Consider the following 12,280-nt stretch of genomic DNA (forward strand, 5'->3'; position numbering starts at 1 on the left):
CTCGACATCGGCGAAGGACCAGATCGGTTCTCCGACTCGGGGTCGTGTCCCGCCGGGGCTCACCCGCAGCCCGGCAGCCTCGCAGACGTCGAGTCCGGTGAACGGACTGCCTCGCCATCCGGGATCCGGGGATGCTGCCGCAGTCACAGTCGTCATCGTGTTCCTTCTTCCGGCCGCAGCGGCAGCTCGGTGTCGTCATCGGTGACCTGCGCGGCTGCGGCGAGCAGGGCCTTCGAGGTGAAGTGGGCATCCGGCGTCAGAATCTCGGCCAGGCGCTGGTCGTAGCGGCCGAAGACGCCCATGAACTCGGCCTGGGTCATCTGGTCCCACTGGCGGGCGAAGAACGCTCGCAGGCGCATCAAGTTGGGTAGGTGTCGAGGGGTGAACAGAGCCAGCGGACACAACAAGCACACCCATGGCCGGGCCGGGCATGGCTTCCCCTTCGGTCCGTGCAGGCCCGACAGCTGGTCTCCGCAGGCGGCGGTGAACACATCTCGGGCGCCGCCGACCAGCGCGGCCAGAGCCTCGTCGTTCAGTCCCAGCGAGGCGACCTTCTGGGGGTAGTCGCGGACAAGCTCGACGACGTCCTCGCCCGCCAGGACCACCGGTGGTTCGGCCCTTCGCAGCATGTCGTTCTGGGCCTCGGCGATGATCTCGTCCACAAGTGCACGTTGCTTCGGGGTCCCGGCCCCAAGGTAGTGGTCGCCCTCGACCTGGGGACTTCGGTTGGGATCCAGGGTCGCGCGCCGGCTGCCCGCCCACACTCGGCGGTCCCGCATGGAGTCGTAGGTGGTGCGGATCCGGTGCATGTTCAAGGCCAGTGGCTCACCATCGTCACCCACCAGCCCTCTGGCCGCGACCCACTGCCGGATCGTGTTGCCCGTGGCCGGCCGTGCGACCCATGGGCCTCGGCCATGCGAGTCGTAGCGCACCCAGAGCGCGTCCCGCAGGTCCGGCGGAGCGAACTGGCGGGCCAGCGCGGAGTGGTCGGTCCACTGCTGTAGCAGTCGAGTCGCCCGCGGTGTCAGCGTCCGGCTCTCCTCGGCCGTGCGGCCCTTGACGTAGTCCAGCAGGATGGTTTTGTCCCCGGCCCAGTCGACGTCGCCCAGTCCAAGGTCATCCAGACCGTCGGGCACGATGCCGGTGTAGACCCCGAACAGCAGCCGGTAGCCGAGCATGGTGTTGACCGTGGGGAACAACTTGGCGGACTCCCATCTGGGACGCCACGGGAACCTCACCCGGGGCAACCCCGAGGGGTAGTCCGAGGCCCAGGTGGCGAACGGGGCCGCCTCGACGGGACCCAACTGGGCATAGATCCAGAGCAGGTTCGCGTCCGTCCACCCGCCCTCGCGTGGATCCTGGCCCGACTCTGCCGTCTTCACCGCGAGCCGGTGAGCCGCGTACGACTCCTTGACCGCATTTCGGCAGACCTCGGTCAGGCGCGACCACTCGGTCTCGCTGTAGGGCTGCAAGAAGTTCCGGTCGCGGCGACGGTTCGAGACGAACCGCCGTCCGACGACCAGCTCACGAACATCAGGACGCAGCAGCCCGCGGAGATCGTCCAGGCGTCGCAGCATCGCCCGCGCACGCCCTTCGTCCACCGGGCGGTACTTCCCGCTCATCCAATGGGCAGCCAGCCGACCACGGGTCAACTCGGCCGCACCGCCGGTGAATCCCAGCTCGACCAGGCCGTTCGTGAGAGCCCTGATACCTCCCATGTATCCGGCCAACGTGCTCTCCTGGTCGACTCTGCCGTGCGGATGCACGAGGTCAGCCAGGCCGTGCAGTAGTTCACGGGCCAGCACCGGATTCTTGGTGGAAACCTTCTCACCGTGAGCCAGACTGTTCGCCCAGAGCGTGCAGTCGGTCCCGTCGCTGAAGATCGCAGTGATGCCCGGCGGCTCTTCGATCACGGTGGCGGGCATCAGACACCGTCTCCATCGTCGTCGTCTTCGCCGAACTCCGCCGCCGCCTCGCGCTCAGCAGCCCGCGACCGGGCCGTGGACCGGTCTCCTGCCGCATGCAGGTCGGCGAAGATCCGTGTCGTGTCGAGGCGGTTTAGATACTTTTCCGTGGTCAGGGCACTGGAGTGACCCAGCAAATCGCGCAGGATCAGCAGCGGTTCATGGCTGGTGAGGTAAAGCGCCAGAGCGGCGTCGGTGTCACCGGGCTGGACCTTCTGGGCCAAGCACGCGTAATAGCCCGACGCGAGCTTCGTCATCGTCTGCATCGCGAAGGTGTGACGCCCTCGGTGCGGGTGAACGTGGGGAAACCGCGGCTCGTAACGTTCACGAATCCGGTTCGAGGCCCGCTCGAAGACCGTGTTCCACGCGGTGAACGGCCGACCCGGCCCGCAGACCGACAAGAGCATCGATCCGCCGCCGGGCGCGACCAATCGGCGGCGCTCGCCCGGCCCCAGGTCCTCCCACTGCATCCGGGTGCCGTTGACCCGGCCGCCCCGGGCATCGGCCTCGGTCACGATCAGCGGCTCTCCCCAGCGTGCCGGCGGCATCCATGCCGAGCCCGCCACCGCGGTCGCCCGCTCGAACGCCAGATAGTTGTGGAGCTCGACCAGCGCGTCGTAGTCCGCCCACGTGTTGCGGAACTTTCCGCCCTTGGTGATACCCCACGGCAGCGGGACAAGCGTCGGGACCTCGGTTCGCCTCTTCGGCAATGCCGGGACTTCGCAGGCCAGCAGGTAGGTGAACTCCTGCTTGCGCGGCCCGGAGGCGAACACGAACCGGCCCACGGCCGAATTGCGGGCCATCTCCCGGCCCCGGTAGCCGCGTTCCTCCGAACCGTCCGGCTCCAACCGCGCCAGACCCTTGAGGAACAGGTCGGCGAAGTCGTCTTCGAGGTACTTGATCGTCACGTGCCCCTTCGCCTGACGGCGACGGGCCTGGTTGACCTTCACCTCGCTCATCTGGCCCTCGAACAGGCCAGTGGCGTAGTCGTAGGTGAACGGCAAGGCGGTGGTGTAGCCGTTGTCGATCGCCCAGGAATAGAACTTGCCGAGCATGGCCATGTGCTGGTTCCACGTCGACGCCTTGAACCGGGCCTCAAGGGGGCCTCGGGCGCGGTGGACCGAGTAGGCGCCCAGCAGGGCCTTGAGCCGATCCCTGCCATCGAGCAGGCCCACCCCGTACTCGTCGCCGAACTCCATCCATTCCCGTACGGCACGGACATACGAAGGCCACGAGTTGTCCGACGGGCACTTGTTGGTCGGCAACTCACAGGCCCAGCGGTTCACGACCACAGAGGGCCGCAGTCCGCGGTCGTCCTCGAAAAGCAGGTCCTCGTCGAAGATCAACGACATGCCCTCCGGGATGACCGGCTTGAACTCGATCCCCCAGGTTTCCCAACCGGAAGACGAGTAGAACGCTTGTTTCATGCCGGTGGACGCTACCCGGTGGGACACCCCTGCTGTACGCCCACAAACAGCCGCTGACCACGGGCTTCGGCCTCAAAGCGACGCTGCAAGTAAGCAGAAACAACCCAACTGAGGACGCGCAGCGCGTGCAGTTCGGGAAGGGACTCCTCCAGGGCGCCGCCGCCGACCCTGCCGCGGGAGGCGGCGAACGCCGGCCAGCGCAGGCCTTCGGCGGCCTCACCGCCCAGGAGTACGTCGAGTCCGCCACCCAGGGGATCCGCGTCCACGAGCAGGGTGCGGCGTCCCTCGCGCGCAGAGGTGACGGCGAGCGCGCAGGCAAGCGTGGAGGCTCCGGCCCCGCCGCGGCCGCCGATCACGCCGACGGTGAGCGCGGGTCGGCCGACTCCCTCGGCCACGTCGGCGATGCGGTCGACGAGCCACTGCTCGCCGTCCGGAAGCATCAGGACATGGTCGGCTCCGATCTCGACAGCCCGTTTCCAGACGCCGGAGTCGTCCTGGTCCCGGCCGACCAGCACGACTCCGCGTCGGCGCGCTGCTCCGCGTAGGCGCCACGCCGCGTCGTCGCCGACCAGGACCAGCGGTGCCGCCTCCCAGCTGCCGCGGCCCTCAGGCACCCCGTGGTGGACCTCCGGCCTCGCGCCCGCCGCGGCGCACAGGCGCAGCAGGTCGTCGAGGAGTTCGGCGTCCTCCGTGACAATCAATGGTCCGCCCTGCCGCCCGTCGGCGGCGGGTGGCAGGTCGTGTGTGATGGCTCCCGCCACGATCTCCAGCCCCCTTCGCTGCTCCTTGCGCGGGACTCGCAAGGTCCTCGTCGGACCCGCGATTCCCGCTCGTGTGAAGAACCGGCGAGCGGCCTCCATATGAACGGCCGATACGAACCGGCCAAACGCGTCCGACAAACGGAACCCGCCATGAACTTGCCGCGAGGAACTCGCCGCAAGCGGGACGCGCTGGAATCACGGTGCAGCGATCCAGAAAATCGTGTGGATCTTGGTCGATAACTGTGGACAACTCAGTGGTTGTGAATATCGCCTTCACCCATACCGGTGAGTCGCCTGTGACTTCCACAGAGCAGCCTCACGGATACGCAGAGTGACGAATCATGGGCGCGCCAGAGGAGCGGCCACAGCGGTGACAACGGGATCCTGGGGCCGCGCGAAAGAGGGGAAAAACCCACCCGGACATGCGACGACCCCCGCCGGGGGGGAGAGCGGGGGTCGTCCCCACGGCCGACTCGGGGGGGGAGGAGTCGGACCGGGTTAGCACGGTCGCGAACGATCCGTGACTTCCATGGTGTACCCGAGAGCCCTCTCAGGCAAACCCACGCGCCCCACACTAGCCCGAATGGTGGGCGCATATGCTCGGGCCCGTGGAAAACCACTCCTTGCCTCGCACGGCAGCCTTCTTTGACCTGGACAAGACGGTCATTGCGAAGTCGAGCACACTCACGTTCAGCAAGTCGTTCTACCAAGGCGGGCTGATCAACCGAAGGGCCGTGTTGCGTACCGCATATGCCCAGTTCGTGTTCATGGCGGGCGGCGCGGACCACGACCAGATGGAGCGGATGCGCGCATACCTGTCCGCGCTGTGCCGGGGCTGGAACGTCCAGCAGGTCAAGGAGATCGTCGCCGAGACACTGCACGACCTGATCGACCCGATCATTTACGACGAGGCCGCCTCCCTCATCGAGGAGCACCACACCGCCGGGCGCGACGTCGTGATCGTCTCCACGTCCGGGGCGGAGGTGGTCGAGCCGATCGGAGAGCTGCTCGGCGCGGACCGCGTGGTGGCCACGCGCATGGTCGTCGGCGAGGACGGTTGCTTCACCGGAGAAGTGGAGTACTACGCGTACGGTCCGACGAAGGCCGAGGCGGTCAAGGAGCTGGCCGCGTCCGAGGGGTACGACCTCGCGCGCTGCTACGCCTACAGCGACTCCGCGACCGACGTTCCGATGCTGGAGGCCGTCGGCCATCCCCATGCGGTGAATCCGGACCGTGCGCTGCGACGCGAGGCGCTGGCCCGCTCGTGGCCGATTCTGGACTTCCACCGGCCGGTCCGGCTCAAGCAGCGGCTGCCCGCGCTGTCGGTGCCGCCGCGTCCGGCGCTCGTCGCGGTGGCCGCGATAGGAGCGGCGGCGGCAACGGCGGGACTCGTCTGGTACGCGAGCAAACGGCGCACGACGGTGGTGTGAGCGCGTCACGCGTGTGCGTGCAGCACGTCTACGTCCCGATTCACTCCCATTTGAACCTAAAAGTAAAGAAGTGCAGTCAGGGGTTCCGCTTCCTCTGGACCAGGAGTAGAAAGGGTTTAACGGCCCGCGAGACCAAGGACATCCGAAAGGATCACCTTCAAACGCAACCAAGGCCCCACGGACCGCGCATGGACATCGAGCACCCACGCGACGTCGACCCGTCGATTACGGGCCAGCCGCACCAGGTGACGGGCAGGAGTTCCCGACCTGATGGGCAACATATCGAGGACGCTTGGTAACCCGGTGAGCATGCCAGCGGCGGTACGAAAACTCGTACCGCCGCAACCCTGTCCGGAGACTTACGCCGCGCCGCGCTGAAGCGCCTCGCAGACGGCTGTCGACTCCCTGGCTCCCAGTTCAATCGCCCTGCCGCAGTGGGCGATCCAGGTCGCCATGCCCTCCGGGGTGCCGGAGACATAGCCTTCCAGTGCCGCCAGGTAGGCCGCGCGGCCCGGCTCGGCGTGACCGACCTCCGCCGGGCAGACAGATTTGGGGTCGAGGCCGCTGCCGACCAGGACGATGCGCTCGGCCGCGCGCGCGACCAGGCCGTTGTGGGTACCGAAGGGGCGCAGGGCGAGCAGTTCGCCGTGCACGACGGCAGCCGTCACCAGGGCCGGCGCCGAACCGCCCGCGATGATCAGCTGCGAGAGCCCTTCGAGTCGGCCCGCCACCTCGGTCGCGTCCGGCAGGGGCAGCTCGACGAGCGGCTCGTCGACCGGTTCGCCGTCCTGGCGGGGCCTGCCGACGGTGTCCTCCTGGCTCGCGGCCGCGACCAGGTGCAGCCGGGCCAGCACCCGGAGGGGCGACTGTCGCCAGATGGACAGGAGTTGGCCCGCCTCTGCGGTCAACCGCAGGGCCGCGCCGACCGTGTGGGCCTCGTCGTCACCGCTGAAGTCGGTGCGGCGGCGTACCTCTTCGAGGGCCCAGTCGGCGCCGGACAGCGCCGCGGAACCACGGGCGCCCCGCAGTGCGGCCTCGGAAGTGATCTCGTTGCTGCGGCGTCGCATGATCCGGTGTCCGTAGACCCGGTCCACCGCCTTGCGGACGGACTCGACGGATTCGGCCACGCCGGGCAGCGAGCCCAGGGCCGCGAGCGGATCGGCGGTCGCGCCTGTCGTACTCATGAGTACGACCCTACGCACCCCGGCGGCCCACCCCACGAAGGAGTGGTCTTCTTCACGTCACCAGGACACTGTGCGCAATCATCCCACTACCCTTGGTGAACATGAAAATTGCTTTCGTGGGGAAGGGCGGCAGCGGCAAGACGACCCTGTCCTCCCTCTTCATCCGCCACCTCGCGGCCTCGGGATCGCCGGTCGTCGCGGTGGACGCCGACATCAACCAACATCTGGGGGCCGCCCTCGGCCTCGACGAGGCGGTGGCCGCCGGGCTGCCCGCCATGGGCCCGCGGCTCAAGCTGATCAAGGACTACCTGCGCGGCTCCAATCCGCGGATCACGTCCGCCGAGACGATGATCAAGACGACCCCGCCCGGTGAGGGGTCCCGACTGCTGCGGGTGCGTGAGAACAACCCGGTGTACGACGCCTGTGCGCGGCCGGTGGAACTCGACGGCGGCGCCGTCCGTTTGATGGTCACCGGCCCGTTCAGCGAGGCCGATTTGGGAGTGGCCTGCTACCACTCCAAGACCGGTGCAGTGGAGCTCTGCCTGAACCATCTCGTTGACGGCCAGAGCGAGTACGTCGTCGTCGACATGACGGCGGGCTCCGACTCCTTCGCGTCCGGCATGTTCACCCGCTTCGACATCACGTTCCTCATCGCCGAGCCGACCCGGAAGGGAGTCTCCGTCTATCGGCAGTACAAGGAGTACGCCCGCGACTTCGGAGTCATCCTGAAAGTCGTCGGCAACAAGGTGCAGGGCCAGGACGACATCGACTTCCTCCGCGCCGAGGTCGGTGATGACCTCCTGGTCACAGTCGGGCACTCGGACTGGGTGCGCGCCATGGAGAAGGGCCGCCCGCCCCGGTTCGAGCTCCTGGAGGACGCCAACCGCCGCTCCCTGCGCACCTTGCACACCGCCGCCGACGCCACGTACGACCTGCGGGACTGGGAGCGCTACACGCGCCAGATGGTGCACTTCCACCTGAAGAACGCGGGCAGCTGGGGCAACGAGAGGACCGGGGCCGACCTGGCGGCGCAGGTCGACCCCGGTTTCGTGCTGGGAGAGGGACTGGTGGCTACGGCTTGAGGGCCGGCGCCCCGGGGATGCCCTTCGGGGCCGGGGCGGGGCGGCCCGACAGGAAGGACGCCCAGCCCTGCTTCGGGACCTCTCCGACGTTGAGGCCGCGCAGCCTGTCCAGCGTGGCCGGGTCCTGGGCGTCGAGCCAGTCGGCCAGTTGCCGGAAGGAGACACAGCGGACGTCGGGCTTGTTGCAGACGTTCTCCACGACCTGGTCGATGGCACGCATGTAGGTGCCGCCGTTCCAGGACTCGAAGTGGTTGCCGATGATCAGCGGCGCGCGGTTGCCGTCGTAGGCGCGGTCGAAGCCCTTGAGCAGGCCGTCACGCATCTGGTTGCCCCAGTACTCCCGCTTGTCGGGGTCGCCCTGGGTCTGCGTGCCCGACTGGTTGACCATGAAGTTGTAGTCCATGGTGAGCTGCTCGAAGGTGTGCCCGGGGAAGGGGACCAGCTGCATCGACAGGTCCCACAGGCCGTTCTTCTTCTTGGGCCAGACCTGGTTGTTGACGCCGCTGGTGTCATAGCGGAAGCCCAGCTGCCGGGCCGCCTTCATGAAGTTCTTCTGGCCCTCCAGACAGGGCGTGCGGGCGCCGATGAGCTCCTTGTCGTAGTCGAAGGGCAGCGGAGCCGCGCTCTTCATGGCCGCGTTGGTCTTCCAGGACTTCACGAACGCCTTCGCCTGGGCGATCTCACTCTTCCACTCCGCGACCGACCACTCGCCGACACCCCCGTCCGGTCCACAGAAGTGGCCATTGAAGTGCGTGCCGATCTCGTTGCCCTCCAGCCACGCACCGCGTAGCTGCTCGACGGTGTCCTTGATGCCCTTCTCGTCGTTGAAGCCGATCTCCGAGCTGCCCGGCGAGTGCTCCGGCGGCTTGTACAGCACGCGTTTGTCCTCCGGCAGCAGGTACACGCCGCTCAGGAAGTAGGTCATCGTCGCCCCGTTGGCCTTGGCGACCTCGCGGAAGTGCGAAAAGAGCTTCTGACTGTCCTCGCCGGCGCCGTCCCACGAGAAGACCACGAACTGCGGGGGCTTCTGGCCGGGCTTCAGCCGCTCGGGCTTGGGCAGATGCGGCTGCGCTCCGGTGTACGCGGTGGAACCGTCGCCGATCAGGCGGACCGCGCTCTGGGGCGCCGGGGCCCCCTCCGCCTCGTTCGCGCCGTGCGTGCCTTCCTTGGAGCCGGTGGTGCCGGTGGCGCAGCCGGCGAGCGCCGTGGCGCAGGCCGCGGCGACTGCTACGCCCGCGGCGATCCTCTGGGTGGCGGCCATCTCCGCCCACCTTCTTCCTTCTGTCAGAGCAACGCCGCTTTGGGCGTTCTAGGGTGCTATGCGGCGAAATGCCGACAGCGCCGTCAAGGTCGCACGAGGCCGAGATCGAATAAATACGACAAGCCGATAAAAAGCCCGCTTCACCCACGGGAGTGAATTACTGCCCCATTTGCCACTAAAGTCCACATGTGGGCTTTACTCTGGATTACGATCCATTTACCGAATGTTGAAAGTCCCGCCGCTGCACGCCGTGACCCACGGCCGCGATCTGCCCCCGTCCTCCCTGGACGGGGACCACCAATTCCGCGACCGCGCTGCCCCGGAGGAGACGGGAATGCCTGCCTGCGTCCCCACTCGCGCCGCCGACTCGACTCGGCCCAGGCGCATCCACCAACCCCACAGCCCCCCACCGACCCCGCCCCGCCGATTCCGTATCGCGGGCGCCGATCTGTCAGCCTCGATCGCGGTCTTCCTGATCGCCCTACCCCTGTCCCTCGGCATCGCGCTCGCCACCGGCGCGCCGCTCCAGTCGGGCCTCGTCGCCGCCGCCGTGGGCGGAATCGTCGCCGCCCGGCTCGGCGGCTCACCACTCCAGGTGAGCGGGCCCGCCGCCGGGCTCACGGTCGTCACCGCCGAGCTCATCCACCGCTACGGATGGCGTGCGACCTGCGCCATCACCGTCCTCGCCGGAGTCGCCCAGCTGGGCCTGGGATGCCTGCGCGTGGCCCGCACGGCGCTCGCCGTCAGCCCCGCGATCGTGCACGGCATGCTCGCCGGCATCGGTGTGACCATCGCCGTCGCCCAGCTGCACATCGTGCTGGGCGGCACCCCGCAGAGCTCCGTGCTCGACAACCTGCGCGCGCTACCCGCCCAGTTGGCGCATGTTCACCCCGCGGCGGTCTCGATGAGCGTGCTGACACTGACGCTCCTCTTCGCCTGGCCACGGATTCCCGGACGGGTCGGGCACGCCCTGCGCACCGTGCCGGCCGCGCTCGTCGCCGTCGCAGGGGCCACCCTGACCGCCTCACTCACCGGGCTGGTCCTGCCCAAGGTCGACCTGCCGTCCTGGAGCAGCCACGCGCTGGCCGGGCTGCCCGAGGGGCCGGTGCTCGGGATCGCCGCCGCCGTCCTCACCGTCACGCTGGTGTGCAGTGTGCAGTCGCTGCTCGGCGCCGTGGCCGTGGACAAGCTGGTGGCGAGGCGGCCCGCGCAGCAAACTCGGGTGGGCCGCTCCGACCTGAACCGGGAGTTGCTCGGTCAGGGCGCCGCCAATGTCGTCTCCGGCGCGCTCGGCGGGCTGCCCATCGCCGGGGTCGCCGTGCGCAGTTCGGCGAATGTGCAAGCCGGTGCCGTGAGCCGGAACTCCGCGATGCTGCACGGCGTTTTCGTAGTAGTTGCCGCGCTGCTGATGGTCCCGATCCTGGAGCTGATCCCCCTCGCATCGCTCGCCGCCCTGGTGATGGCCGTCGGCATCCAGATGGTGTCCCTGCACCACATCCGCACGGTCACCCGCCACCGCGAAGTGCTGGTGTACGTCGTCACCACGCTCGGCGTCGTGTGCCTCGGTGTTCTCGAGGGCGTGGTGCTGGGAGTCTCCATGGCCGTCGCCGTCGCCCTGCACCGCCTCGCCCGCACGCGCATCACGCATGACGAGAGAGGAGGAGTCCATTACGTACGAGTACGAGGGCAGTTGACGTTCCTCGCGGTGCCTCGGCTCAGCCGCACCCTGCACCTGGTACCTCAAGGGGCACATGTGGACCTGGAGTTGGACGGATCGTTCATGGACCACGCGGCATACGAGTCCCTGCAGGACTGGCAGAGCGCGCATGTCGCGCGAGGTGGCACGGTCGAGTTGACCGGGCGGACCGGCACCCGGATCGCCGAGCCCGAGGGCCCCTCCCACTGCCGCTGCCGCCCCTGGACACCATGGCGCAACCACCACTGCGAACCCTCCGCCGGTCCGCAGCCCGCGTCCGCCGACGACCGGTCGGGTGGGGCGGGCCCGACAGACGAGTCGGAGGCGCCGGACGGCGCGGACGGTGCATCCGGTGCCGCCGGGCCCGATGGCCGCAGCGGGCAGAGCGGGCATCAACTGGCGCGTGGAATCAGCGCGTTCCAGCGCAACACCGCACCCCTGGTGCGGGGTGAGCTGGCACGGCTGGCGCGGGAAGGGCAGCGGCCGTCGCAGCTGTTCCTGACCTGTGCCGACTCGCGACTCGTCACTTCGATGATCACCTCCAGCGGACCGGGCGACCTGTTCGTCGTACGCAACGTGGGCAACCTCGTGCCGAGGCCCGGGGAGGAGAGCGGGGACGACTCGGTGGCCGCGGCGATCGAGTACGCGGTGGACGTACTGCATGTGCGATCCATCACGGTGTGCGGACACTCCGGATGCGGGGCCATGCAGGCCCTGTTGAACGCGGAGCCCGGCGCGGCGCAGACCCCGCTCAAGCGGTGGCTGCGGCACGGGGTGCCCAGTCTGGAGCGGATGGCCGCCAAGAACCGTCCCTGGGCCCGGCTCGCCGGGCGAGCGCCGGCCGACGCGGTGGAGCAGCTGTGTCTGACCAACGTGGTGCAGCAGTTGGAGCATCTGCGGGCGCACGAGTCCGTGGCGCGGGCCCTGCGGGAGGGTGCGCTCGAGCTGCACGGGATGTACTTCCACGTTGGGGAGGCGCAGGCGTATCTGCTGGTCGAACGCGACGACGGTGAGCTGTTCGATCATGTGGGGGCGACGGAGGATCTGCGGCACCCCGCCTGACCTCGCCACCCGTGTGACCTCGGCGTGGTGCGCGACCCCGCTCGGCGGGGGTGCGCGCCACGCCGTGCGTGGGGATGCTGCGGGTGTATGGGCGCAGGGCACCTTTGCCGGGGGCGGGGGCGGGATCCGGGTGCGGGGGCCGGGCGGGTGCGGGGGTCGGGGGTGCAGGCCAGGTGTGAGGGGCCGGGCATGGGGGCGGGCGTGAAGGGCGGGCGTGGCGAGGGTGCGACACGCCCGGGCGTCGCGTGTGTCATGGCATCCACGTGGGGGGCGGTCGCGGGAAAGGTTGGCGGGTGAACCCGCGCGCCTGTCCGTACGTGGCTCGGAGTGCGTACCCCGTGCGTGCCTGGTGCGCAGTTCTGAAGGGACCTCAGCTCCTCGATAGGTCTAAACCAATTTGAGATCGGCCCTTG

General features: G+C 68.7%; 8 protein-coding genes. 3 read left to right on the plus strand and 5 right to left on the minus strand.

From position 1 onward, the window contains the following. Positions 1-152: 152 nt before the first annotated feature. From ACZ7M3_RS45495 to ssd, 3 genes are read right to left on the minus strand one after another with little or no spacing between them, the layout of a single operon-like run. Positions 153-1,925, minus strand: a complete 1,773-nt coding sequence (locus ACZ7M3_RS45495; protein ID WP_403458173.1) for a hypothetical protein — start codon at positions 1,923-1,925, stop codon at positions 153-155. Continuing rightward, the gene (locus ACZ7M3_RS45500; protein WP_472071755.1) at positions 1,925-3,391 is read right to left on the minus strand and encodes a site-specific integrase; all 1,467 of its coding nucleotides are present in this window, start codon (positions 3,389-3,391) and stop codon (positions 1,925-1,927) included. The genes ACZ7M3_RS45495 and ACZ7M3_RS45500 overlap by 1 nt, the downstream gene beginning before the upstream one ends. A gap of 11 nt (positions 3,392-3,402) precedes the next feature. Next, on the minus strand, positions 3,403-4,152 hold the full coding sequence (gene ssd / locus ACZ7M3_RS45505; protein WP_472071757.1) for a septum site-determining protein Ssd: 750 nt from the start codon (positions 4,150-4,152) through the stop codon (positions 3,403-3,405). A gap of 596 nt (positions 4,153-4,748) precedes the next feature. Here ssd and ACZ7M3_RS45510 point away from each other — a divergent pair. Beyond that, the gene (locus ACZ7M3_RS45510; protein ID WP_351700102.1) at positions 4,749-5,582 is read left to right on the plus strand and encodes an HAD family hydrolase; all 834 of its coding nucleotides are present in this window, start codon (positions 4,749-4,751) and stop codon (positions 5,580-5,582) included. 359 nt (positions 5,583-5,941) lie between these two features. Here the strand turns inward: ACZ7M3_RS45510 and ACZ7M3_RS45515 are convergent, their stop codons facing one another. Further along, positions 5,942-6,766: a Fic family protein gene (locus ACZ7M3_RS45515; protein WP_472071759.1), complete on the minus strand. Its 825-nt coding sequence runs from the start codon at positions 6,764-6,766 to the stop codon at positions 5,942-5,944. Between the two features lie 101 nt (positions 6,767-6,867). Here ACZ7M3_RS45515 and ACZ7M3_RS45520 point away from each other — a divergent pair, with 101 nt between their 5' ends. Continuing rightward, the gene (locus tag ACZ7M3_RS45520) at positions 6,868-7,848 is read left to right on the plus strand and encodes an ATP-binding protein (protein WP_472071761.1); all 981 of its coding nucleotides are present in this window, start codon (positions 6,868-6,870) and stop codon (positions 7,846-7,848) included. On the opposite strand, the gene ACZ7M3_RS45525 is transcribed toward ACZ7M3_RS45520, so the two are convergent. Beyond that, positions 7,838-9,109, minus strand: a complete 1,272-nt coding sequence (locus tag ACZ7M3_RS45525; RefSeq protein WP_452964860.1) for a polysaccharide deacetylase family protein — start codon at positions 9,107-9,109, stop codon at positions 7,838-7,840. The two genes, ACZ7M3_RS45520 and ACZ7M3_RS45525, sit on opposite strands and share 11 nt — an antisense overlap. A gap of 334 nt (positions 9,110-9,443) precedes the next feature. On the opposite strand from ACZ7M3_RS45525, the gene ACZ7M3_RS45530 reads away from it, so the two are divergent. Further along, positions 9,444-11,867, plus strand: coding sequence for a SulP family inorganic anion transporter (locus ACZ7M3_RS45530; RefSeq protein ID WP_472071803.1), 2,424 nt, complete (start codon positions 9,444-9,446; stop codon positions 11,865-11,867). Positions 11,868-12,280 lie beyond the last annotated feature (413 nt).

The organism is Streptomyces sp. NPDC111656 (assembly GCF_055656965.1).